The following is a 23,636-nucleotide window of genomic DNA, read 5'->3' as shown; positions in this document are numbered from 1 at the left end:
ATATCTAAATAAAACCGTTGCAACTAATTAAAATTAAAGGCCATTGGCAGCGTACTATGGATCTGGGCTTCAAAAAGCCCCAGGTAAATGCAGTACCATGATATCATTTGCAGTATAAGCAACTGGCGGTGCCTTTTGTAGCCTTGGGTTTCAAATGCGAGGGTTTCATCGCCTGCCGTAACAAAAAACGTTATTTCGCCTTTACGGGGTTTAAAAGTAGAGCGCAACATATCAAAAGCTTTAACTTTAAGCTTACTGTGCGGATCATGAATAGTACCATTTTTTAAAGCTTCGTTTTTAGAGATGGAAATCAGGTAATTAGACATATTGAGCATGTTTTTCAGGGTGAAAAACATGCCACAATTTTTACTCCAAAACCTAAAATTTATAGGCGATATAAAACTTTTATGTTTATATCGCCTATAAATTTTACAAATGTTTCCTGCTATTAAATATTATTAATCAATATTTAATAGCAAAAAAAAACGGATGAGCAATGTGTAGCAATTAGTGTATGGTAAACCCGGATGTGTAAGATTTACAACACAGCTATTAAATTTATACGGCTACAGCGCTTTTATTGCGCAATTCTTCATAAAGTAAGATTACTTTACGTTGCAAATTTGCAATCTCAGTTTCACGATCAACCAGCTTCTTTTGGGCAACGCTAAGGTTGGATGGTGTAAGATCAATTTCTTCGGCATCAAGTGCAAGCAGGTTAACTACGTTAAGCTCAAATATGTTTGCAATTTGTTCCAGGCGCGAGAGGTTAATATCCGTGACCCCAGTTTCAATTTTTGAAAAGGCAGGGATAGAAATGCCTAAACGGTTTGCTACATCTTCCTGGCTCCAGCCGTGCTGGTGGCGTAGGGTACGAATGTTTTTGCCGACAAACTTATTTGTCTTCTTTTTTGTGTTCTCGCTCATTTGGGGTATCAATAATAAATTAATTATTAAAACATATCCAAACGTTATGCCATCATTAATTTACCTTTAAATCTGTGTCGTCTCAACACAATCTATGTGGCGAAATTGGTGTGATTGGGGAAACAATTCCACAAAATCGGAATTAACTGTTAGTTTATATTGTTAATTATATACAGTTTAGCAAATTTTAGCAACAGTTGTTTTTGGCCTATTTCTTTAAAAAAGATAGTGGCCTTAACATCGGGTTTGCTACCTTCCAGGCTCAACACTTTGCCAAAGCCAAAGCGTTCGTGCTCTACCTCCATACCTACCTGCAGGTTTGAGGTATCTGATGGTTTAAACCCAGCCGATACCACGTGTGCCTTGGCCAATATTGATGTTGTTTTTACAGGTGCCGATGTTGCAGGTTTCGGTTTCGAGAAAGCATCAGGTTGTTTATTGCCCCCGCCGGTCCAGGCTTTGCGCTCGTCATCAAAAAACGGGTTGTTGCTGGTTGTTGGTTTGGCGCTATAATCAAGCTCAAGGTATTTGGCATCTATCTCATCCAAAAAGCGGCTTGGTTCGCAGCTAATAAGCGTTCCAAACTTAAAACGTGATGTGGCATAGCTAATGGTAAGTTTTGATTCGGCACGGGTTACAGCTACGTAAAACAAACGTCGCTCTTCTTCCAGGTCGCTGCGCGAGTTGAGCGACATTTGCGATGGGAAAAGGTTTTCTTCGAGCCCCACCACGTTCACCTGCGAAAACTCAAGCCCTTTTGATGAGTGGATTGTCATTAGCGATACCGTATCGGCATCCTTATCTTTATCCTTATCATCGTTGGTAAGCAGGGCAATATCCTGCATAAAAACATCCAGGCCTTTCTCTTCAATATCCTCGCGCTCGCTAAACTCTTTGATACCGTTCAGCAACTCCTGTATATTTTCGTAACGGTTAAGCCCCTCTACAGATTTATCCTCATACAGGTCTTTTAAAAGCCCTGAGTGCTGCGCAATATACAAAGCCGACTCGTAGGCTGATTTGGTTTTGGCCAGCACCTGGAAGCTTTGAATCATGGTTGCAAAGGCAGCAAGGGTCGATGGCGGCTTACCATCATAATATTTAGCCGGTTCGGCAATTACCTCCCAGGGGGTTACCTGGTGCGCATCGGCACTTACAATAATTCTGTCAACACTGGTATCGCCAATGCCGCGTTTGGGGTAATTAATAACGCGTTTCAGCGCTTCCTCATCATTGGGATTAAACGTGAGGCGGAAATAGGAGATTAAATCCTTGATCTCTTTACGCTGATAAAATGATAGTCCTCCGTAAATTTTATAAGGCACCCCCAACTTTCGTAACGCCTCCTCCATTGAGCGCGACTGGGCATTAGTGCGGTACAGGATGGCAAAATCGTTCCATTTTTTCCCCAGCCGACTCCTGTCTTCCATAATAGCCTCGGCCACCATTTTGCCCTCTTCGTTATCACTGAAGGCACGCATTATCTTTATTTTATCGCCGGCTTCTTTCTCGCTAAAAACGTTCTTTTTAAGCTGCTCTTTATTATTACTGATGATGCTGTTGGCAACATTCACAATATTCTGGGTCGACCGGTAGTTTTGCTCCAGTTTAAACACCTTCAAATCGGGGTAATCCTTCTCAAAATTCAGGATATTTTGAATATTTGCCCCACGGAAAGCGTAAATACTTTGCGCATCATCACCCACAACACATAAATTTTCATTAACAGCGGCCAGTTTTTTCACAATAAGGTATTGCGAAAAGTTAGTATCCTGGTACTCATCAACCATCAGGTATTTAAACTTGTGCTGGTATTTGTTAAGCACATCGGGGTGCAATTTAAGTAACTCATTGGTTTTGTAAAGCAAATCGTCAAAATCCATGGCGCCGGCACGGAAACAGCGGGTAGCATACATTTCGTAAATTTTCCCCAACTGCCCACGCCCTGTAGCCGTATCATCGGCCTGTATCTGCTCGTTCTTGTTATATTCCCTGAATGATATCAGGTTATTTTTTGATGCCGAAATACGGTTAAGCACAAAATTCACCGCATACAGTTTATCATCTACGTTCAGCTCTTTGATAATGGCGCGCAATACACTTTTGCTATCGTCTGTATCATAAATGGTAAAGTTGCTGGGGTAACCAATTTTTTCGGCCTCTACGCGTAAAATTTTGGCAAATACCGAGTGAAAGGTGCCCATCCAGATGTTTTTGGCCTCAGGGCCAACTACATGCGTGATACGCTCGCGCATTTCGCGGGCGGCTTTGTTGGTAAATGTTAAAACCAATATATTAAACGGATCAACACCCTTGCGGATAAGGTGTGCTACCCGGTAAGTGATCACCCTTGTTTTGCCCGATCCGGCGCCGGCAATAATCATTACCGGCCCTTCGGTTTGCTCTACTGCTGCCCTTTGTTCGGGGTTTAAACCCTGTAAATAATCCAAAATCTTTTCCTCTTTTTCTTGAAACAGCGAAATTAAGGTTTTGTGCCGAAAGGGGAAAGTAAGATTAGCATAGAAATACTAACAATGAGGTTTCAGATGTGCAAATTTCAGATTTAAGATGTGCAGATGGTGTCTGAACTCAGATAGCAATTTTCACATCTAAAATCAACATATCTGTAATCTACACATCCATAATTAGTTAGCCCTATTTTTTTATTTATTTCTCTTCTTTATTAACTATATATTTAATACATTCGTGTAATATATAGATTGAAGCAAAAAAACAGTCTAATAAATTAAAAACGTTTCTGTTTTTGATATTAAAATGACATTATAATACTCAAAAATCAAAACAAATTAACCTAAAAGAAACTTATCTTAATAACAATTAAAACACTGCACCATGGAAACCAGGGAAAAAGAAAAGAACGAGGCCACCAAAGAAATGCGCGACCCTAAAACTATCAAACAGGAAAAGACCGAGGCTGCAAAAATCCTTGCCAAAAGGTACAAGAGAAAGCCTTTGCTATAAACGCGCCACACAAAAAGCCTGTTGAACTTAAGCCAACGGGCTTTTTGTGTTTATAATTTACATTGCTTCCCGTATTTTTGCGAATGGTTACTAATACTGCATAAGCAACCTTCACAGCAACAATTTATATTTTTCACCTCACTACTCAGCATCGGGCTAAACTTATTTCCTACTATCGGCTTCGTCCGTACTATATATCTCAAAATAATTAAAACATCTGTACGTAGCAAAGCTGTTGCCAATTGAATAACAAACCCATTACCCCGAATTGCTAAATTTGACTAAAACCTTTTTATGAGCCAGATAAACAAAGACGACATTAAACAGGAGGTGTTCGACCTGTATGACGATTATGCACACAACCGGCTTAACCGACGCGATTTTGTGCAAAGGCTTTCGCTTTATGCAGTTGGCGGCTTAACTGTACCCGCCCTGATGAGTTTCCTGATGCCCGACTACCAGGGCAACGTGCAAATTAAACCCGATGATCCACGCTTAACATCAGGATATATCAATTATCCATCGCCAAAAGGCGGCGGGACAATAAAAGGCTTGCTATCAAAACCGGCTGAGGCTAAGAATAAGCTTGGGGGGATCATTGTAGTTCATGAAAACCGCGGCTTAAACCCCTATATTGAAGATGTAGGCCGAAGGGCCTCCCTGGCGGGCTTTATTTCACTCGCCCCAGATGCACTTACACCGCTGGGCGGCTATCCGGGCAATGACGATGCCGGCCGTGCCCTGCAAAGCAAGCGCGATAAAGGCGAAATGGAAGAAGACTTTATAGCAGCTTTCAATTACCTTAAAAACCATAAAGATTGTAACGGCAAGGTAGGTGTGGTAGGTTTTTGTTTCGGCGGAGGTATTGCCAATACCATGGCTGTACGCGTGCCCGATTTGGCAGCTGCCGTCCCTTTTTACGGTGCCCAGCCCGCTGCTGCAGATGTACCTAAAATTAATGCGCCGCTGATGCTGCATTATGCCTCGTTGGATACCAGGATTACCGAGGGCTGGCCGGCCTATGAGGCGGCGCTAAAAGAGAACGGCAAAAAGTACCAGACATTTATTTACCAAAACGTAAACCATGGCTTTCATAACGACACCACCCCCCGGTATGATAAAGCCGCCGCCGAACTGGCCTGGAAGCGTACTATTGATTTTTTTGGAGAGCAGTTGAAATAGGGTTGATCGGGAACACAGGTCGAAGTCTTAAGAAACTATGCCTTGGCCGAAGCAGTTCGAAGTATCCCTTCGAACTGCTATTTCTGTAGTTAGCAACTACAGAAATGCCTTAAGCCAGCCAATGGCTACAATAGTTATGTAACCAATTGGCTCATTATTATCGAGATTAAATGACATGATTGCTGTAGTTACAAACTACAGGCATAATCATCCGATTCGGCGAATCGGGAGCGGGCGGGGAACTAAATATTAAATAAATCCCGTGATAATGTTTATCTTCATGCCTGTTATGAAACGTTACCTTATCACCCTGATCATTTTTTGCAGTTTGTTTAACCAAGTTTGGGGGCAGTCGCCAACCGCGGCTATTGACAGCCTTATTAAATACCGGATTATAACCGTCAAACAGCGACCGGTGCTGAACAAGGAGATCAGCAGACATAAGGGCTACGCTTCTTCTCGCGTGGCTATTCTTTGGGGTTTGCAAAGTATCATACTGCAAAAAATATTCCATATAAGTTCGCATAAAGTAGGCAGCGTTTTTGTTTCTTATAGAAATACCTTTGTCAATAAAACAAGCCAGGACAGCATTAATACTTCTCTTCGCCTGCTTTTGAATAATATCAGGAAGGCAGGTTTGCTAACCGATAAAGTTTATACGCGTACGCTAAAAAGTATAGACAGTAATAGTTATTTGATGGATGTACAGATGGTTGGCAGCTTGGCAGAAATGAGTTCAAGACTGGAGTGGCTGACGCCAGGCAAATTGTTACCGGTTGCCGAACAATTGCATAAAACCGGTATTGTAAGCGATTCGTCATTTACACAGCTCCAAAACGATATTAAAAATGGTGTTATAGAATCGGGTAACGAATTAAACCGCTATTGCAAACGTGGCAAAACGCTCGATCTTAAAAAGTATCCGGACGAACCTCATCTTTGGATGGAGCAGCTTCATCGCGATATATCATCCGTAATGCCGGGGCTTAATTTTACCAATTTTAGTTACACCACAACACGCGATACAGACCGGACTTCGATGCCAGAGGGTATACCTGAAATAAAATTCAAAGTGAGCTTAACCTGCAACGGCCGTATTTACAAATATACGAGCGATACATTTGATTACGGTGCCCGGCAAGCTAAACTGCAACCTGAAGAAATCTTTGTAAAACTTTTTTTCCGCATCTTCAATAAAGTTTTGGCCGACCAGCAATCGCCGTTCCGGTTACATAATATCATGTTTAGCGACGGTAGTTTCGCCGAAGACAATTTGAGGTATTTGGCAGTTATTGCGCTGACTGGAGATCAAGCCGAAATATTTATGAACAATCCTTGTATGCGATATATGATGGTAAGTATGGACAGCTACGACAATACCCTTACATCGGGCAGAGTAGACAGCACCATTGCAGAGTGGAAAAAGATCGGCCTTTTTGCCCACCTTTCACAACTTGAAATAGAAAAAGCAGTTGATGACGCCAAAGCAGACAATTGGTTTTCGATAAACAATCTTCTGTCCAATTTTCCGCATGTGCTTTACCCGCTGCATACCGCATCGATGGAACCGCGTACTCCATATACCAGCATACTAAACCACTTTGCAGAGATTACCCACGGCGCATTTAATCCGACAGGAATTACCGAAAAAAAGGTAACCGGCGGTTATAAATTACAATATGTATTTAAAGGTAAAACTCATTCTTATACGTTCCACACCAAATACGGATGGCCCGACACCCAGTTTACTTTATTAATGAAAAGCCTGGGGCGGGATAATAATTTACCGGGCAATTTTTACCAGCTTAAATATGAAGACACCGTCATTTACCTGACGGATGAACAGCACATTTATGCAGTAAAAAATAATTTGCTGAATTTTGATGCAACAACGCCCTAAAGCGACACTGATAGAATTACCAACCTACAACCATTTACTAAACCAATCCAGCGTCATTTTAAAATGTTCCGGCGTAGATGTATGAAAAAGCTTCGGCGTTACATCGCGATTAATTTTATCAGTAGCTTTTTTGGAGGCATAGGACTGCATGGCCGATGCATAGGCGATGTTTGCACCGGGTAATGGGCAATTCGGGTCATTTTCGGTACCCACAATCAGCAGCGCTCGCGGCGCCATTAGCCGAAGCATGGAGGGGCAGTCAAATTCGCCGGTAATATTGGGCAGCAATTTATCCCATACCGCCTTTACGTTCCGTTTATTTAAAACGGAGTCACCAAGATCTTTAGCAGCTTGCAAGTGAGCGCCCTGGATAGTACCGGCCCGCGCCTGCCATTTATCATTATCTAACGACCATTTGAAGCTTTGTACCGAAATATCCAGCACAATTACTTTTATCCGCGTATCAGCCGATGCAGCAAGCCACGTTTCGATGCCGCCCATAGATATACCGCCCATGCCAATACGGTTTGCATCAACATCTGGCCGGCTCGCCAGGTAATCGGTTACCCGCCAAAGGTCAAAAGCGGTATCAAACAAAAATGGGTGAGTTTGGCGGGCTTTGTCCTTATTTTCCCAGGCCGCGGTAGCGGCTGCCACATACTCTGTTGAGCCATGTGCGCCGCCGGCAATACGTTCGCCATGAAAGCGGGCGTCAACGGCCACGCCCATGATGCCGCGTTTGGCCAACTGGTACAATATTTTCTTGTTATCCTCTTTGCGGCCGCCGGTGCCATGTAAAAAAATAACCGCCGGGTACGGTCCGGTTCCGGTAACCGGCTTGTAAATAAGCATGGGTACCCTTTCATTTTTTTCGCTGTAAATAAAACCATGCTCAATGATAACCGAATCTGATTTGGTTACTTCAAAAGCGGGATTTAACGAAACACGCGGCCTTTCAAGCAGCTTTTTAAAATCGGCTGCAACCTTATCAGCAGGCGGATAATTTATTTGCTGGGCGAATGAAGCAAGTGAGCACAACCACAACACAATGGCTGGGTAAAGTATCCTGGTTTTAAACAACATAATGGAACTGGTTTATGGGCACAATGTATAAAACATAGCGCTTAATATTTGTAACAATACCATTAGGTGTGTATCTCAGGGATTGCAATTTTGCACAAATGCGTTCGGCCCGGGGCTGGTATTTCAGCCAGCCGCAGGCCAAATGCATTTATTCATAAACAACGCTACCGCCCATTACAATACTTTATAAACTTGCCCCGTTTGGCTGCCCAGTACGCTTTTTAGGTACGCCTGCGTTACCCGGTGCATGCTCACCGGGATATGCCCATGAAAATATGGGAAATAGGCCGGCGATTCTTCTACCACATCAGGTGCCACAACATTTATGCGTACGTTGTTTTCAAGCTCAACCGCTGCTCCGCGCACAAAACCGTTGATAGCGCCGTTCATCGCGCTTAAATTAGCCCCTAACACAATCGGATCCTCGGCCAACGAGCCCGAAGTTAAAGTAAACGACCCTTTTGGGTTGATGTAGTGCTGGCCTATCAATACCAGGTTAACCTGCCCCATCAGTTTGCTGTTAACTCCAATCCTGAAATCAGCATCCTTCATACTGCCCAGGGGCCCAAAATGGCCATCTCCGCTTGCGCAAACCAGGGCATCAAACTTGCCTGCCTGTTTGTAAAAGTTTTCTATCGATTCGGGCGAAGAGATATCCACCTGCAAGTCGCCGCTTTTTGATCCGGCCTTTATCACTTCATTGTCCTTTTGCAATGCTTCGGTAATGTGTTTTCCAATTGTGCCTGTGGCACCTACAATAATTATTTTCATAATAGCTTTCTTTTTTTCAACAATATTAAGCCAATACTTTACTTTTGTCAAGTAATGGCACAGTTGTCAAGTATTGACAAATTTGTCACTAATGTTAAATACCAATATGTTAACAGCAGAAATAAATAAAAAATATATCGACCCGGTTTGCGATTGCCCCATAACGGCGGCTATTGGCATTGTAGGTGGCAAGTGGAAACCCGTTATTATCTGGATTTTGATAACCGGCCCCAAGCGGTTTGGCGAGCTACATAAAACAATACCAGGAATAGCGTTGAAAGTTTTATCGAGGCATTTAAAAGAACTGGAAGCCGATGGTATTATAACCCGTAAAGTATATGCCCAGGTACCACCGAAGGTAGAATACACGCTTACCGAAAAAGGACAGTCGCTAAACGATGTTATGCAGTTGCTGGCCGATTGGGGCCGCAAAAACATTGTGGTAGCGGAATAATCCCGTTGATAACATTTGCACCATACCACAGCCATATTTTATAATAGTTGACAGGATGTTAACGCAGCAAAATTAAACTTATCTTTAAACCATCCCTCAAATAGCCGTAAAATGGAACAATTAGTAGTTTTATTTACCCAAAAGTTAGGAATGGATATTCATCATTGGGAAACATTTTGTTGGCTGCTGAAAACAAAAGACTTAAAGAAAAAGGAGCATTTGATCAGCGAAGGTTCGGTATGTAATTTTATTGGTTTTGTATCGTCCGGAACGCTCAGATCGTATGTAAGGAACGATGAAGAGGAATTTAACAATGATTTTTATTTTGATAATGATTTTGTAAGTGCTTATACCAGCTTTTTAACCCAAACAGCCACCAATTGCAATATAGAAGCCCTAACCGACTGCACCATCCATTATATCAGTTACCAAAAGCTAAATAACCTTATTGCCCAGGATAGCGCTTTTCTTAAACTCGGCAAATATATTTCTGATACATACTTTATCAGGAAATGTAAGCGGGAAACATCGTTTTTAAAGTATTCGGCATCACAGCGACTGGAAAATCTGAACTCACTTTATCCGGGGATAGAACAGCGGGTTTCGCAATACCATATCGCGTCTTATTTAGGTGTTAAACCCGAATCACTCAGCCGCATCAAACTCTTAACATATATCAATAAATAAGGTATACTTTAAACTGAACTTCGTACTTCATTAATCACATTGAAGTATGCCAATAATCAATTTAAAAGTAAGCGGCCCCGAAGATCCTGCTTTAGCCCAACAGCTTGCAACTGAGATCAGCAGAATCACAAAAGATGTTTTAAATAAAAAGCCTGAGGTTACGGCAGTCGTCGTATCGTTTGTTCCGAATTATCTCTGGTTTATCAATTCCTTGTCCCTGGCCGAATTACAGGCAAAAAGCTTTCATCTCGACATCAAAATTACCGACTCATCCAACCTTAAAATTGAGAAGGCCAATTATATTGATGCTATACATATTGCCTTAACTACGCTTCTTGGCAATATCCACCCGGCAAGTTACACCGCCATCCAGGAAATGAAAGCAGATGCATACGGCTACAACGGCACAACTATGGAGTATAACTACATCACTAATCAAACAAAACCTAACACAGTTAGCCCAGGCGTTTAACGCCCTGTCTTATCCCGTTCGTCTGTATTTGTCACTCTATAAATCTTATAAAATCACCCGGAATGAAAACCATAAAACTCATCTTGTTAATACTATTAATAACCATACAGCAATCACACGCTCAACGCACCACAGCCAATAAAAAAGAAATAAGTACCCTTATAAACACCTACATAAAAAGCGTAATTGAAAAGGATTCCACAGCATTTTACAATTTGTTCAACGATGGCCCTGTTACCTGGTGTGCCGCCCTTAAAGACGAATCGCAAGCCAAAGAAATAGAACGGAAAGGAGCAAAAAAGGCAGGCAGTAATTATTTTTCGGGAAGCTACAAGGGCTTTTTCAGATCATTGTTCAGCTATAAAACAACCGAAGACAAGTTTGATAATATTCAAATTATTGAAGATGGAACAGTTGCATCCGTAACTTTGGATTATAGTTTTTGGGCCGATAATAAAATGACCAACTGGGGCAACAAATACCTGGGCCTGATAAAAAGAGATGGAAAATGGAAGATCACCAGTGTTATTTACTCCCTGGAACTCATCGAATACTTTAAACAGCCAGCACTAAAAAAACGGCAACAACTTACTGTACCGGGTGCCGCGCAATAAATTCCAGCCGGGATACCAAAGCATCAAACTTGCTGGTAATACCCCGATTTAAAATTTAACTTTCACTTGTAGCTGCAACGCCATATTGAATTGCAGCTGCAAGTACATCAAGGTTTATATTTTTTACTGTTTTAAACTTAATACAATAACCGGTTACGCTGGCCTTGCCCAATGTTTTTCCAAACGTTTGTGCTAAGTATGTTTTATCCTTAATGCCGAGGATGTAAACAGATATTCCGGTTGTGTTTGCGCTCAACCCAATCTGATAAAGCTCCCTGGTTTTGCCATCGGCATATTTAATAGTGTAAGATCCGTATCCTATATTAGGATTTGAAACCGTTTTATTTTCACTGTCTTTACCATCAAGAAACCATATTTTGCATCCTGGTAATACTCGTAGTATAAACTCATGCAACTCCTGCATTTCAACACGTTTGGGTTCGGGCTGGCCGGCGATGTACGTTTTGATTTCTTCTTGTACGTTCATATTAAATATTGAATTATGGGTTAATTAATCCTATTTTTCAAAGACTCACTTTGTTTTTGGTCATTCAGCAATTCGCCTCTTTTACGTTTTTTCGAAAGTGCCTTGTTCTTTGCTTTGATCCACCATCCAAATTTCAAGCTGGTAAAACCACCAGCCTGCAAGCCTTATATTTTTAAAAAACTTTCGTTTATTCAGGCAGACTAAAAAGGTAAAATAGCTTAAATTGCGTTAACAGATTTATATCAGATCGCTATAAACCAAAGCTAAGCTTAACAGATGGGAAATTCTGAAAAAAATACAGAGTCATTTGTTCACACAGTTATCCGCACAATTATTACTACAACAATAATTGCTGCCATTTTATATTGGGTTCACGTATTTCCATCCGGCGGAAAAAGCAAACTTGTGTTGTTTGAAATGATTTGGTCGGTAGTGTTTTGTATTGTTTTTTGCGGGCACTGGCTGGAATTGTTATTCATCAACCGCATAAAATTCTACTTACCCCAAAATATGCTATCGCTGTATTTTATAAGAATTGTTTACTGGTTTTTATGTGCTATGCCCCTATTTTTCGCAGCAAATTTAATTGCTGATTTATTTTCGGCCAGAACAGTGCAGATGGGCCGCTGGTGGATGTTTGGCTTTTTTTATATCGGCATTCAACTGCTGATGCATGCCATTATGCAGGTAAGGTTTAAAAAGAGTTTTTATAACGGAGTTTACTGAAGGTCTTTATACGCATAAGTTACCCGATAAAACCAGCAACCAAGCTTGCGGCACTATGTCCTGGCTAAGTCAGTAAAATAAACACCTCGGGTAATTGAGCCACACAGACAAGTAAATTGAGCCGTAAAAGACACCGGGCATAGGGTATAAAGCTGATCTTTGTATCGTTAAAAGATAAATATCAGCTATGAAAAACATAACAAAAATAAACCTTGGCAACAATGGGCCATTGGTTTCTAAACTCGGATTAGGCTGCATGCGCATGTCGTCGGTTTGGGGCGGACCGGTGAATGACGAAAGTGAGAGTATTGCAACCATTCAGGCGGCATTAGATAACGGGATTAATTTCCTGAATACAGGCGATTTTTATGGAAGTGGCCATAACGAGCTGCTGGTAGGCAAAGCCATCAAAGGCCGAAGGGACGACGCATTCATCAGCGTTAAATTTGGCGCTATTTTCTATAACGGCCAATGGATAGGGTTGGATTTGCGTCCCGCAGCCATCAAAAACTTCATCAACTATTCGCTGGTGCGTTTGGGGATAGATACCATTGACCTGTATCAGCCCTGCAGGCTTGATAACAGCGTTCCGATAGAGGATGTGATTGGCACTGTTGCCGATATGATTAAAGAAGGAAAGGTACGTTACCTTGGCGTTTCTGAAATAACTGCCGATCAGCTGCGTAAGGCCCATAGCGTACACCCTGTAACGGCGCTGGAAATAGGTTATTCATTAGCAGACCGCCAGATAGAAACCGACTTGCTACCTACAGCGAAAGAACTGGGTATTGGCGTAGTGGCCTTTGCCAACACCGCCGAAGGCCTGCTTACCGGTGACATGAAGGCACCGCTGGCGGCCAATGATTATCACAGCCACTTCTCGCGTTTCCAGGGCGATAATCTGGTAAAAAACCTGGAGAAGGTAGAGGTATTGAAAACAATGGCCAGGGAAAAAGGGGCCACTCCTACCCAACTGGCGATAGCCTGGGTGAATGCGCAGGGTGATGACATTATGCCATTGGTAAGCATGAGCCGCAGGACCCGCCTGCCGGAGAATATCCAGGCTATGGAGATTGAATTTACCCCCGGCGAGATGAATACACTTAACACGCAATTTGCTCCTGGTGCTATACTTGGAGGCACGTATCTGCAGCGATAAGGTTTTGCTGTGCAATTAGTTAAAATGGAAGATTGAAATATCGAACACTGAATGTCGAATATCGAATAATGAGGAAAAACTTCAGTGTTGGATATTCGACATTCAGTGTTGGATATTATTTCCCCTTTATTTTTTGCTTGCTGCGCTTTGGCCATAAGCCCCGCTTGTTTTATATCTTTACGTCGTGACAAATCCAACCGAAATAATACCAGGAGTAATATTTTATTCCTATCTCTCTACCCGGCAAAAGCATAGGGTGGGTTTTATGTCGCATCATACCCTGGTATTGCAGGTTTCCGGCCAGTTTACTTTAGAAACCTCGGGCCAAAAAATTTCGATGAAGAGGGGCGAGATGTTGCTGATAGGCAAAAATCAACTGGGCCAGATCACCAAAACGCCTCTACCTGATGAGGATTACGAAACCATCGTGATTTCGTTGCAGGAAGACTTGCTCAGGAAAATAGCGCTGGACGAGCATATAGATATACAGCATAAATACACTGGCCCTCCCAATATTCTTATTCCCGCAAACGATTTTCTGCAAGGTTATTTTCAGTCTGTAATACCTTATGTACGTAATCCGGCAGAAAAACTGACGACTGACCTGGGTATTTTAAAAGTAAATGAGGGTGTAAAGCTGCTGCTGCATATTATGCCCGAACTCAGGAACTTTCTGTTCGACTTCTCCGAACCGTATAAGATTGACCTGGAAAAATTCATGCTTCGCAATTTTCATTTCAATCTCCCCGTTGAAAAATTTGCGCAACTCACGGGGCGAAGCCTTGCCGGATTTAAGCGCGACTTCCAAAAAACATTCGGCATGGCGCCCAGGCACTGGCTGCAAGAAAAAAGGCTGACGGAAGCCCGCCATCTTATAGAAACCAAAAACAAAAGACCATCCGCCATTTACCTCGACCTGGGTTTTGAAAGCCTCTCTCACTTCTCGCATTCTTTCAAGAAAAAGTTTGGCAAGGCGCCTACGGGGTAGCAACCAGCCCTGAAATCTTCTTACTTTATCTGTGATGAATAGTTTGGTTTCACTTCAAAACTAAAGGTTTGGCTGCCCGCCTCGCCGCTTTGGGTTATCCCTTGTATTACGCCAACATAAGTACCGGGTTGATCGGATGTATAAAATGACAATTGTTGCTTACCATCGGCACCTGTATTTACAGATGGTGACCAGTAAAGTACATTCCTGAAATCGGGCATGTGGCTGGCAGCCTGCGCCTCGGTATCATAGGCCGGCGAGTAAAACCGGCGTTCCTGCTGCAACCCTTCATAATCGAGTACCACAGCATGCGGATCTATTTCGGCACCTCCAAGGTCGCCTTTGTAGCTGGTAAAACTAAATATCCCGTGCTCATATGATGGCCCCAGCGAGTAGTTATATGGTACATCCTCCAGTTTACGAATTTTGAGCGGATCAACCTTAAATACTTTATTCATATCAAAAAAAGGTACGCCATCTATCAGCATCATTGGGTCATCATCGGCCAGGAAACCTATGCCAATACCGGTAACCACTTTTACATGAAATTGGTTGCCGGTATGAAAAACGTTTGCCTCCCTGATGTATTCGCGCATTACTTCCTCCATCGTGGTAAAGCGGGTATAGTTATCCAACAGGTAAGTTTTATATGGTGTTCCATAAAATGCCGTGGTATCCGGATACGAGTCGACGAACTGCCTCATTTTTGCACCGTTGTAGATATTTTGCACCTGCATGGCTAATGCTGCATCTTCAAAAGTTGTTTGCAGGCCTGGTGTAACGTCAAAATGCGGCGTTGCCGCTTTAGCAAACTGGTCAGAGAATGGTGTCAATACATCTATCCGGTAATTGGTATCAACAGCGGTATTGGTTTCAACAACAATTTCATTTGGCCCGTAAAAGTTACGCATGTTAAATACCAGTTTACCACGTGCATCACTTTTAGCGGCATATAGCTGGATATGTTTACCAGGTATGCCCAGGTAGGCCTGGATATCTTTTTCGGGTTGGTTATTCAATTTATTAACCAGGGTAGCAGTAATAACCGGGCCATTTAACTCGGGTAAAAAATTAAAAGCCGGTGTTTTTTTATTTAACACATCGTCCCAGGCAAAACTTCGCCAGCCCTGGGTAAGCATCAGGTTGTCTGCAGCCTGGGTAACTGCCGCGTTTTGATCATTAAAATAATACCCCGGCGATTCAACCTCTCCCCTCAAATCCGATTTTAACCATAAGTAACTCAGGATATCTTCCTGTTGGTTGTGTTGCAACGAATCTATCCTGTAAACAGATACCGACAGACTGGCGGCAACCGGCTTTTTATCGGCACCTTGCGCAGTTAAAGCAACATCAGCTTTTTTACGTATAGCGTACTGTGCAGCGCTTGCACTGGCGCTGATAGATAGTTTTTTTGTTGGGCGTTTAAAATAAAGGCGTTCGCAAACAGGCTTTTTATCGGCGCTAAAAACTGTTATCTGCGATATCCCCTCACCAAGCCTGCCTTTATCTACAATAAAATTGGCTATACCGTTGTTTACAGCAGATGATTGCACTGCTTTAACCACCTGATGGCTTTGAGCAAAAAGAAAAACGTTGCCATCAGGCAGGTTTGTATTAACACTAACTGAAAGCTGGCCGCTGCCATTATCTTTTAAGCTCATTACATAGCCTTTATCGCTTATGGCCGGCATATCCTTTTGTATTACTTTCCCTTCAATTTTAATTAGGGCACGGTAGGTGGCATTAATTTGAGGCTTAAAAACAAACCGTCCGATTCCGAATTTCAAAGGCTCAAACCTGGCTACCGTATCATTGTTCTGATTAACAATGGCCCCCCTAAAATTTACGCCTTTACCAAATTGATCGGCAGCTTTTACCCCTACTATACTTTCCATACCACTAACCAGGTGGCCACCTTCAGGAAAAAACTGGATATCATAGGCGACCAATTGGGCTTTTTCTGCCTTTTCCGGGATCTTCAGCGGGTTTATAATGACCACCTTTTTTGAATAATAATAATCGGGGCTAAAGTTTTTCATCCAGCTGGTATAAGCCCGCAATACAAAGTTACCCGTTGGTAAATTTACCGGGATATACAATGATCCGTTACCGCTGCCATCCTTCATGGCAATTTTTGTTTGTAAAACCGGCGTTTGCTTATCATCAAGTACTTCAACATAAACCACCTTACTTAAACCAAGGGGTTTTATAAAAACACCATCCACATTATATACTTTAAACCAAAGTACTTCCCCCGCGGTATAGCCGTTTTTATCGGTATGTACAAATAACTTTTCCTGCAGCGCGTTTGATGTGTAATCATTAAAATTGGCCTGCACTTCGGGTAATACCTGCCCAAACAACCTGGTTATCGACATGATCGCTATTGCGAAAAAAATACTGGTAATTTTTTTCATGGTTTGGTGTTGTTTTATTTCCAAAATGATGGTTTTTTATTGGAGCCACGCAAGGTACAATCAACACAAATAGGTGTTGATGCGGTGTAGCCTCCTGGCGCATAATCAACCGATAATGTTATACCCGAATAAATAAGATTGTATACTTCATTAATATATATGGGAGGGATATTTGGAATGGTGCTTGTTACCTTACGGGCATAAAGCAATGTATCTAAATGGCAGCTGCCGTAAGGAGTTTCGGCCACCCAATTTGCCGGCAGGCTTGTTTTATCAACAAAAATTCGTTTTTGGGTTACTTGTCCTACGGTAACAAAACCGATAACAGGCTCGTTAGGGTTGCTGATACAATGTAAATTGCCTGTTAGCTCTGATGGTTGCGGGTCAAAAATTCCGCCAATCTGTTCTGTATTTTTCTTCAGCAACTCAAAATAGTTATATGCATCAGACGTAATTGCATACTGTTTTACAAGCATGCTATACCTGAATCTAAGTTTTTCTGAGTTAGCGAGAATCAACGCCAGTGGTGCGTTACTTACTTTATCAGCTGAAAGCTTGGCCGTTGTAGTGGTAATTATAGTGTTGGAGGTGTCACTTATCCAACAATTATATATTTTTTGTGCAGGAGTCCGGACATACTGAAAATCGGGCGGGGGCGCCGTTGGGTTTTGAACCACTGTAATTAATGATTCAAACGCACTTTGAATCTGGTAGGTTTCTGTATATTCCCATCTGTAATATTTGCTATTATTAGTTGCATCATGTGTATCAACCCCAATTTGCAAGCCAACATTGGTTATGGCAGTCCTCACACTGTCAATTGTCGGCGAGTTTTTTACCGGTACAAAATCCGAAGCATATTTCCCACCGTTTACCGTGGTGATTTTTAGGCTGTATTTTTCGGCAGCAGACAAGTTTAACGGCGCCGACACATAAGTTCCGTTACCTTTACCAATCAATTTGTAAATTGCTCCGCCTGCGCTTTCAACAGTAACTACAGCCCCCAATTCGGGGTTGGCTTTTGCGTTACTATCCAGGTTTACCGTACGGCGTAATGTTATGGTGGTTGAATCGCCCAATGCGATATTGCCATCAACTACCAAATAGCTGGTTACTTTGGCCGAGGGAGCAATGGTGATTTGCTTTTTACAAGCCGTTGCTCCCATTAATACTAATAATATATTTAGTATCCTTTTCATCGTATTAATCCCTCAATAGCATTGTTAAATAAATCAACCTCGCTGTCATTTGTCCTTCTCATCAACATTAAAACCTTATATTATAATTTATAAACGGTATCGGCCTGGCAAAAATGGATAGCTGGTACGAGTTAATTACCCCGCCCTGTTGCTGAAAAAATGTTGAATATGCATTTTGCCTTCCTGTTAAATTGTACACCCCTACCGTCCATGAATTATGGAAGGTTTGGTGTATTTTATGGTTACCATCTATATTGATAGAAAAATCGGACCTGAAATAGTCCGGAATTCTGTATTCGTTCCGTCCGGAGTAAAATACACGCTCGGCTCCATTTGAATAATATTTGGCAATGGGTAATGTTATGGGTCGGCCGGTACTATAGGTAACATCCAGCGAAACACTGTAACGGTGCGTTATGCGGTAATTACCGGTAAAATTAAAGCTGTGTGGTTTATCGTAATTGGCCGGGTAGTATGCCCCGCCGTTTATCAGTTGGCCGGCAATGGCATCGTCCTGCTTTAAAAATGTGCGCGAGTAAGTATAATTAACCCAGCCGTTTAACTTGCCGGTAGTTTTACGAACAGATAACTCAACACCATAGGCCTTGCCCTGGGTATTTAAAACTTCCTGCTCAATGGCATGGCTCATTACCAGTTTTGCCCCGCTTTTATAATCCAGGTAATTATCGATGTGTTTGTAATAAACCTCTACCGAAGTTTCGATGGTGTTTTGTTGCGCGTTTTTAAATATACCAAAAGATACCTGGCTGCCATACTGTGGTTTGATGTTGGGGTCGCTCAGCTTGTAAATATCAATCGGCGATATAGCCGTGGTGTTTGAAAGCTGGTGAATATACTGCGCAAGCGTATTATAACCGGCCTTTAATGACAAGTCATCCTGGATATTGTAACGGGCAGAAACCCTGATTTCGGGTCGGGAATATGTTTTTATTATTTTGCCGCCGCCATAGTTGGTGCTATCAACAACGTTCTGCGGGGTACGCGGTAATCCGGGCGCATAATTACGTGCAGTTTGCGCGCCAAGGTAGTTAAACAGCGAATACCTGATACCTGCGCTGATAGTAAAATCGGGCGTAATATCAATTTTATCGCCCAGGTATAAGGCGCTTTCCAGGGCCTGCTCATCCGCTACCTTATCGGGTATTATTAACGAGGATGAGCTATTAGGCGTCTCGCTCCCCGGGTTTAGCTTATAATAAATAGAACTTAAACCAAAATTAAGGGTATTGTTGCGGTTAAGGTAGTAGGTAAAATCGGCTTTAAAATTGGTTTGGTTAATGCCAAATTTAAGTTTGTAGGCATTAACAGGGTTTGCCGTACTGGCAATATCATATTTATAACCATCGTAACCAAGGCTTAACAAGCTATATAACTTACTGCTAAAATTATGCTTCCATTTAATGTTGGCGTTCTTGTTGCTGTAGTTATAAGTGGTATCGCTGTTTAACCTGAAATTGTCGTTGCTTAAATAGGTAGTAATATAAATGTTATTATCCTTATTAACCTGGTGACTTAAATCGAGGTTAAAATCATAAAACGACGCATGGCTGTGTTTGTATTCCTCTGGTAATAATTTTAATAACCAATCTGAATAGCTGGTACGGCCGCCAAAAATGAACGACGTTTTATCCTTCACAATAGGCCCCTCAACATTAAGCCTGCTGGTAAGCAGGCCTATACCTGCCGAACCTGTAAAGTTCTTTTTATTGCCCTCACGGTCGGTAACTTCCAATACCGATGATAAACGCCCGCCAAATTTTTCGGGGATGGTACTTTTGTACAACTCAATCCCTTTTACAATATCGGGGTTAAAGGCCGAGAAGAAACCAAAAAAATGGGCGGGGTTATAAATCGTTTTATCATCAAGCAGTATCAGGTTTTGATCCGCAGCGCCCCCTCTTACGTTAAACCCGGTTGTGGCTTCGCCAACAGTTTGTACACCGGGCAAGGTTAATACAATGCGCAAAACATCGGCCTCGCCAAAAACAGCGGGCACCTGTTTTATACTTTTAATATCCAGCCTGCTTACAGCCATTTCGGTACTGCGTACATTAGCCACTTTATCTGCCGATATTTTTACTTCTTTTAACGTGGTAACCTGGTCCTGAAGTTCAATATTCAATTGACCATCGGTATAAAGCATAATTTGTCGGCGCGCATCTTTCATCCCTATCCCTTTAACTATCAGCAAATGTTTGCCGCGCGGCAGCGCCAGTGTAAAATAACCAAACTGGTCTGTTGTAACCCCAATGCTGGTATTGCTTACATAAATACTTGCGCCTGCAATAGGCACGCCCGATTTGGCACTTTTTACATAGCCTGATAAAGCTGCTTTGCCGGGTTTTAACTCGTTGCTTTTTATACCAATCTCATACAGTTTGTTTTCGATGGTTGATTCAATTACCGTTTTTTTAACGGGCGCCGTTGTAAAATCAATTAAAGGCGATGGCGTAACCGGCTTGCTTTGCCCCGGTTTTACATTAAAATAACCTTCGGCCGGCTGCGTACGGATCTCTTTACCAAGGGTTAAAAAAACCTGCATTTTTGATGCAACTATAGCATATTGAAAGGCAGAGTTATGAAAAGCCTGCCTAAGCACCTCTTCCAGCGGCTGGTTATTTACCTGTAGCGTTATTTTCAAGCTATCAAACTGGGTACGGTCGTAATAAAACCGGTAACCTGTTTTAGCCTCAAGGTCGCCGGCAAACTGATCAATATCGGCCTGTTGAAAATTAACACTGATGCTTTTTGAAGTAACCTGTGCATGCAATAGTTTAACCGCCAATAAAAGAATAATAGCCAGGTAAATTTTTTTCATATTATTGGGTTATACTATCATAATAAGCCGTTACTGAAGTCAGCGCCAGTTCGGGCAGATCAACAAACTGTAAGTGCTTGTCTTTTATATATTGCTTAAGTTCCTTCTTCTTGTCGGCAAACAGCTCGAGTACCGAACTTTGGTTGCTCACTTTATAATAAACAGACCCTTTTTTGATGTAATAATCGGGCGCCTCTTTAAAGGGCACAAAAAACCGCTCCCTGCCGTTGCTGCCCGATGTAGATTTGAGCAATTTTTCCGTCCTTTTTATTAATTGCGACTTGCCGCCATAAAGCTGTTCGTAAAAACCGGCTTTTATGCCGCCATTACTGTTAGGCAACCTAACAAAATGCCGTTGGTGTAAATCAAAACCGGAAACTTTATCGGTTATTAAAGCAATTGGCGAAGCGTGATTGTAGAGCAGTACCACCAGCTGATCGGTGTACAGATCATAGATCATCGACACATTTTCAAAGCTTTGCCCATCATATTCAACCGAGCCTGGCCGCCAGGCATCAATATCATCAAGGTAAGGACTGCCTTTAATGGATGAGTCATAAGAGTCATAAACCAGGCCGTTATACAACCGCGATTGCTCGCCGACGCCTTGGTAAAACCGGCTTGTTATATTGGTTAGCGCGGCCTCGTAAGCCGAACTATCTGCAGATTGTGCAGATGCCGTTTTATACAACAGGGCAACAACAAAACAAAGTATTATTTTAATTGGATAATGGACAGGCATCGGTTAATATTTATTCAGTAATTAAACCATTTTTAACCGCAAAACCAAATTTTTATTAATTTGACAGCTGCTTAAGTGTAATATAATAAATTTGTTACAGTATTTAATATCATATTACCAATTCGATGCCTAACATTTTATTAGTAATGCAGCCAAGGGTCGAAAAACATGCCTCTGCTTTTTTGTCGGGCCCGTAGCTGGTATTTTCAAGCCGATCTTTTTTAGTTTGCATTAACTGTAGCATTTAGTATCGTAATAACGTTATATGACATATAATGGTCGATTAATATAATACACTTATATTAATTTATAAACTAACAAACTAAACTTATCATGAAATTAATTTACAACTTTACATGTATCATAGCTTGTATGGCTATAATGGCTTGCCATAAGGATAAAAACATGGGAGATAAAGGTACTGTTAAGCAACTAACTGCGGCCGATGCCGGCAGCAAAGCCTCGGTTACCATAGGGCAAACCATTTCGTTAACCTTAGGAAACCCCGGCGATGGTGGCTACCAGTTTAACAATCCCAAGTACAACACTTCGGTATTAACGTTGGTGAGCCATCAGGAACATGTAGGTGTACACCCGGGCCTAATAGGCGATTTTGGTAAGGATATTTGGACGTTTACCGCAAAAGGAAGCGGCACAACTACGCTCGAAGTAACCGCCCACCGTGCCAGTACCGAGACTATATCAATGTTTACTAACCAGATCGTCGTAAAATAAAAATTATCAAAACGATGTTGGCTGGTATCCCAATTAAGTTAAGGAATTAAGGATAGCTTCATATCGAACACCGAATGTCCCAATATCGAATAATGAAGAAAAACTTCGGTGTTGGAAATTCGAAATTCAGTGTTAGATATTATTCGCCCTTCTATTTTCTTAACCTAACATATCCTCACGCGGGTATTTTCAATTACCTGTTACGGGTGTATTGCAATTCAGCTAATCGCCATTAACCAGCGGAATAACCTTTTTGCCAATCAGTTCGATAGAGCTCATTAACTGTGCATGTGTTAACCCGGCATTATCCATTTGGAAGGTAAACCTGTCTACCCCGCCCAATGCTTCGCTGTGGCGCAGCAGCTTTTCGGCTACCTGTTCCGGACCGCCTAATACTAAGACACCTTTTGGCGCTGCCAGGCTATCAAATTGCGCTTTGGTTACCGGCGGCCATCCGCGTTCGCGGCCCAGCTTAGTCCAAAGCTCTGCATAGCCGGGGTAATAGTCGGCAATCGCTTCCTCGTTGGTTGCCGCTACATAACCTGGCGAATGCAGGCCCACTTTTAATTGCTCAGGGCTGAAACCTGCCCGACGGCCGGCCTCGCGGTAATGGTCAACCAGGGGCCTGAACCTGTGCGTTTCGCCACCAATAATGGCCACCATCAAGGGCAGCCCCAGCGTACCGGCACGTGCAAACGACTCTGGGGTACCACCCACGCCCAACCATACCGGCAACTTTGGTTGTAAAGCCCTTGGATAAACCGGCAGATCGGCCAAGGGAGCACGGAACCTCCCTGACCAGGTAACAAATTCACTATCCCTAACTTTAAGCAGCAAATCCAATTTCTCCTTAAATAACGCATCATAGTCGTTCAGGCTGAAACCGAACAAAGGATAGGCCTCAATAGACGACCCGCGGCCAACCACCATTTCGGCGCGGCCTTTTGAGATCAAATCAAGCGTGGCAAAGCTCTGGTACACACGCACCGGGTCTGCAGCGCTTAGTACAGTTACCGCGCTTGTAAGTTTAATCCGTTTGGTGCGCGTGGCAGCAGCGGCCAGGATCACCGCAGTGGCCGAATCCAGGAACTCCTTTTTATGATGTTCGCCAATCCCAAAAACGTCCAAACCCACCTCATCAGCAAAAGCAATGCGGTTAAGCAGTTGTTCCATCGCATCAACGCCGCTCAACTCGTTACTGCCGTACATCGCCGAAGCAAAGCTATCTATTCCTATTTCCATTATATCACCTTTGAATTGAATGTTGAAACA

Annotated in this window: 22 protein-coding genes; 11 read left to right on the top strand and 11 right to left on the bottom strand. The window is 42.4% G+C overall.

From position 1 onward, the window contains the following. Window positions 1-23 precede the first annotated feature (23 nt). The 3 genes from PQ469_RS08730 to PQ469_RS08720 form a co-directional block, all read right to left on the bottom strand. Window positions 24-326 carry a hypothetical protein gene (locus tag PQ469_RS08730; protein WP_143065449.1) on the bottom strand — a complete coding sequence of 101 codons (303 nt, stop codon included), beginning with the start codon at window positions 324-326 and terminating at the stop codon, window positions 24-26. A 232-nt stretch (window positions 327-558) separates the two neighbouring features. Next, window positions 559-927: a helix-turn-helix domain-containing protein gene (locus PQ469_RS08725; protein ID WP_274212610.1), complete on the bottom strand. Its 369-nt coding sequence runs from the start codon at window positions 925-927 to the stop codon at window positions 559-561. A gap of 149 nt (window positions 928-1,076) precedes the next feature. Next, window positions 1,077-3,377: an ATP-dependent helicase gene (locus PQ469_RS08720; RefSeq protein ID WP_274212609.1), complete on the bottom strand. Its 2,301-nt coding sequence runs from the start codon at window positions 3,375-3,377 to the stop codon at window positions 1,077-1,079. A gap of 403 nt (window positions 3,378-3,780) precedes the next feature. Between PQ469_RS08720 and PQ469_RS08715 the strand changes: the two genes are divergently transcribed. From PQ469_RS08715 to PQ469_RS08705, 3 genes are all read left to right on the top strand, one after another. After that, window positions 3,781-3,909, top strand: a complete 129-nt coding sequence (locus PQ469_RS08715) for a hypothetical protein (protein WP_255369849.1) — start codon at window positions 3,781-3,783, stop codon at window positions 3,907-3,909. A gap of 294 nt (window positions 3,910-4,203) precedes the next feature. Further along, a complete protein-coding gene (locus tag PQ469_RS08710; protein ID WP_274212608.1) occupies window positions 4,204-5,091 on the top strand; it encodes a dienelactone hydrolase family protein in 888 nt (295 codons plus the stop codon). Between the two features lie 289 nt (window positions 5,092-5,380). After that, a complete protein-coding gene (locus PQ469_RS08705) occupies window positions 5,381-6,991 on the top strand; it encodes a hypothetical protein (RefSeq protein WP_274212607.1) in 1,611 nt (536 codons plus the stop codon). 24 nt (window positions 6,992-7,015) lie between these two features. Here the strand turns inward: PQ469_RS08705 and PQ469_RS08700 are convergent, their stop codons facing one another. Both PQ469_RS08700 and PQ469_RS08695 read right to left on the bottom strand, forming a co-directional pair. Next, complete coding sequence (locus tag PQ469_RS08700) at window positions 7,016-8,074, bottom strand: alpha/beta hydrolase (protein ID WP_274212606.1); 1,059 nt, start codon at window positions 8,072-8,074, stop codon at window positions 7,016-7,018. A 174-nt stretch (window positions 8,075-8,248) separates the two neighbouring features. Then, window positions 8,249-8,845, bottom strand: coding sequence for a short chain dehydrogenase (locus tag PQ469_RS08695; RefSeq protein WP_274212605.1), 597 nt, complete (start codon window positions 8,843-8,845; stop codon window positions 8,249-8,251). A 106-nt stretch (window positions 8,846-8,951) separates the two neighbouring features. On the opposite strand from PQ469_RS08695, the gene PQ469_RS08690 reads away from it, so the two are divergent. The 4 genes from PQ469_RS08690 (at window position 8,952) to PQ469_RS08675 (ending at window position 11,072) form a co-directional block, all read left to right on the top strand. After that, the gene (locus PQ469_RS08690) at window positions 8,952-9,299 is read left to right on the top strand and encodes a winged helix-turn-helix transcriptional regulator (RefSeq protein ID WP_274212604.1); all 348 of its coding nucleotides are present in this window, start codon (window positions 8,952-8,954) and stop codon (window positions 9,297-9,299) included. Between the two features lie 111 nt (window positions 9,300-9,410). Further along, window positions 9,411-9,986, top strand: a complete 576-nt coding sequence (locus PQ469_RS08685) for a Crp/Fnr family transcriptional regulator (RefSeq protein ID WP_274212603.1) — start codon at window positions 9,411-9,413, stop codon at window positions 9,984-9,986. 46 nt (window positions 9,987-10,032) lie between these two features. Continuing rightward, complete coding sequence (locus PQ469_RS08680) at window positions 10,033-10,458, top strand: tautomerase family protein (RefSeq protein ID WP_274212602.1); 426 nt, start codon at window positions 10,033-10,035, stop codon at window positions 10,456-10,458. Between the two features lie 62 nt (window positions 10,459-10,520). Next, entirely contained in the window at window positions 10,521-11,072 is a 552-nt protein-coding gene (locus tag PQ469_RS08675; protein WP_274212601.1) for a nuclear transport factor 2 family protein, read from the top strand. Window positions 11,073-11,127: 55 nt separating this feature from the next. Here PQ469_RS08675 and PQ469_RS08670 read toward each other — a convergent pair whose 3' ends face one another. Then, entirely contained in the window at window positions 11,128-11,559 is a 432-nt protein-coding gene (locus tag PQ469_RS08670) for a DUF1801 domain-containing protein (RefSeq protein WP_274212600.1), read from the bottom strand. A 276-nt stretch (window positions 11,560-11,835) separates the two neighbouring features. Between PQ469_RS08670 and PQ469_RS08665 the strand changes: the two genes are divergently transcribed. The 3 genes from PQ469_RS08665 to PQ469_RS08655 all read left to right on the top strand — a co-directional run bounded on the left by PQ469_RS08665 (window position 11,836) and on the right by PQ469_RS08655 (window position 14,432). Continuing rightward, the gene (locus PQ469_RS08665; protein WP_274212599.1) at window positions 11,836-12,285 is read left to right on the top strand and encodes a hypothetical protein; all 450 of its coding nucleotides are present in this window, start codon (window positions 11,836-11,838) and stop codon (window positions 12,283-12,285) included. Window positions 12,286-12,472: 187 nt separating this feature from the next. Next, window positions 12,473-13,444, top strand: coding sequence for an aldo/keto reductase (locus tag PQ469_RS08660; protein ID WP_274212598.1), 972 nt, complete (start codon window positions 12,473-12,475; stop codon window positions 13,442-13,444). A 265-nt stretch (window positions 13,445-13,709) separates the two neighbouring features. Next, a complete protein-coding gene (locus PQ469_RS08655; RefSeq protein WP_274212597.1) occupies window positions 13,710-14,432 on the top strand; it encodes a helix-turn-helix domain-containing protein in 723 nt (240 codons plus the stop codon). 20 nt (window positions 14,433-14,452) lie between these two features. Here the strand turns inward: PQ469_RS08655 and PQ469_RS08650 are convergent, their stop codons facing one another. The 4 genes from PQ469_RS08650 to PQ469_RS08635 all read right to left on the bottom strand — a co-directional run bounded on the left by PQ469_RS08650 (window position 14,453) and on the right by PQ469_RS08635 (window position 21,629). Then, the gene (locus tag PQ469_RS08650) at window positions 14,453-16,849 is read right to left on the bottom strand and encodes a hypothetical protein (RefSeq protein WP_274212596.1); all 2,397 of its coding nucleotides are present in this window, start codon (window positions 16,847-16,849) and stop codon (window positions 14,453-14,455) included. Window positions 16,850-16,863: 14 nt separating this feature from the next. Next, window positions 16,864-18,048 (bottom strand): DUF4249 domain-containing protein, encoded by a 1,185-nt coding sequence (locus PQ469_RS08645; RefSeq protein ID WP_274212595.1) that lies wholly within the window; start codon window positions 18,046-18,048, stop codon window positions 16,864-16,866. Window positions 18,049-18,115: 67 nt separating this feature from the next. Continuing rightward, the gene (locus PQ469_RS08640) at window positions 18,116-20,887 is read right to left on the bottom strand and encodes a TonB-dependent receptor (RefSeq protein WP_274212594.1); all 2,772 of its coding nucleotides are present in this window, start codon (window positions 20,885-20,887) and stop codon (window positions 18,116-18,118) included. Window position 20,888: 1 nt separating this feature from the next. Further along, entirely contained in the window at window positions 20,889-21,629 is a 741-nt protein-coding gene (locus tag PQ469_RS08635; protein ID WP_274212593.1) for a hypothetical protein, read from the bottom strand. A gap of 333 nt (window positions 21,630-21,962) precedes the next feature. Here PQ469_RS08635 and PQ469_RS08630 point away from each other — a divergent pair, with 333 nt between their 5' ends. Further along, a complete protein-coding gene (locus PQ469_RS08630; protein ID WP_274212592.1) occupies window positions 21,963-22,364 on the top strand; it encodes a protease inhibitor I42 family protein in 402 nt (133 codons plus the stop codon). A 222-nt stretch (window positions 22,365-22,586) separates the two neighbouring features. Here the strand turns inward: PQ469_RS08630 and PQ469_RS08625 are convergent, their stop codons facing one another. Beyond that, on the bottom strand, window positions 22,587-23,606 hold the full coding sequence (locus PQ469_RS08625; RefSeq protein ID WP_274212591.1) for an LLM class flavin-dependent oxidoreductase: 1,020 nt from the start codon (window positions 23,604-23,606) through the stop codon (window positions 22,587-22,589). Between the last annotated feature and the right edge of the window lie 30 nt (window positions 23,607-23,636).

The sequence above is a fragment of the Mucilaginibacter sp. KACC 22773 genome (genome assembly GCF_028736215.1).
Classification (GTDB): Bacteria; Bacteroidota; Bacteroidia; order Sphingobacteriales; family Sphingobacteriaceae; genus Mucilaginibacter.
The sequence above is the reverse complement of the archived record's forward strand: the minus strand, read 5'-3'. Positions and strand labels throughout refer to the sequence as shown.

Coding starts and splice junctions, on each gene's coding strand:
- PQ469_RS08730 (WP_143065449.1), bottom strand. CDS start 326: ATGTCTAATTACCTGATTTCCATCTCTAAAAACGAAGCTTTAAAAAAT.
- PQ469_RS08725 (WP_274212610.1), bottom strand. CDS start 927: ATGAGCGAGAACACAAAAAAGAAGACAAATAAGTTTGTCGGCAAAAAC.
- PQ469_RS08715 (WP_255369849.1), top strand. CDS start 3,781: ATGGAAACCAGGGAAAAAGAAAAGAACGAGGCCACCAAAGAAATGCGC.
- PQ469_RS08710 (WP_274212608.1), top strand. CDS start 4,204: ATGAGCCAGATAAACAAAGACGACATTAAACAGGAGGTGTTCGACCTG.
- PQ469_RS08705 (WP_274212607.1), top strand. CDS start 5,381: ATGAAACGTTACCTTATCACCCTGATCATTTTTTGCAGTTTGTTTAAC.
- PQ469_RS08700 (WP_274212606.1), bottom strand. CDS start 8,074: ATGTTGTTTAAAACCAGGATACTTTACCCAGCCATTGTGTTGTGGTTG.
- PQ469_RS08695 (WP_274212605.1), bottom strand. CDS start 8,845: ATGAAAATAATTATTGTAGGTGCCACAGGCACAATTGGAAAACACATT.
- PQ469_RS08690 (WP_274212604.1), top strand. CDS start 8,952: ATGTTAACAGCAGAAATAAATAAAAAATATATCGACCCGGTTTGCGAT.
- PQ469_RS08685 (WP_274212603.1), top strand. CDS start 9,411: ATGGAACAATTAGTAGTTTTATTTACCCAAAAGTTAGGAATGGATATT.
- PQ469_RS08680 (WP_274212602.1), top strand. CDS start 10,033: ATGCCAATAATCAATTTAAAAGTAAGCGGCCCCGAAGATCCTGCTTTA.
- PQ469_RS08675 (WP_274212601.1), top strand. CDS start 10,521: ATGAAAACCATAAAACTCATCTTGTTAATACTATTAATAACCATACAG.
- PQ469_RS08670 (WP_274212600.1), bottom strand. CDS start 11,559: ATGAACGTACAAGAAGAAATCAAAACGTACATCGCCGGCCAGCCCGAA.
- PQ469_RS08665 (WP_274212599.1), top strand. CDS start 11,836: ATGGGAAATTCTGAAAAAAATACAGAGTCATTTGTTCACACAGTTATC.
- PQ469_RS08660 (WP_274212598.1), top strand. CDS start 12,473: ATGAAAAACATAACAAAAATAAACCTTGGCAACAATGGGCCATTGGTT.
- PQ469_RS08655 (WP_274212597.1), top strand. CDS start 13,710: ATGTCGCATCATACCCTGGTATTGCAGGTTTCCGGCCAGTTTACTTTA.
- PQ469_RS08650 (WP_274212596.1), bottom strand. CDS start 16,849: ATGAAAAAAATTACCAGTATTTTTTTCGCAATAGCGATCATGTCGATA.
- PQ469_RS08645 (WP_274212595.1), bottom strand. CDS start 18,048: ATGAAAAGGATACTAAATATATTATTAGTATTAATGGGAGCAACGGCT.
- PQ469_RS08640 (WP_274212594.1), bottom strand. CDS start 20,887: ATGAAAAAAATTTACCTGGCTATTATTCTTTTATTGGCGGTTAAACTA.
- PQ469_RS08635 (WP_274212593.1), bottom strand. CDS start 21,629: ATGCCTGTCCATTATCCAATTAAAATAATACTTTGTTTTGTTGTTGCC.
- PQ469_RS08630 (WP_274212592.1), top strand. CDS start 21,963: ATGAAATTAATTTACAACTTTACATGTATCATAGCTTGTATGGCTATA.
- PQ469_RS08625 (WP_274212591.1), bottom strand. CDS start 23,606: ATGGAAATAGGAATAGATAGCTTTGCTTCGGCGATGTACGGCAGTAAC.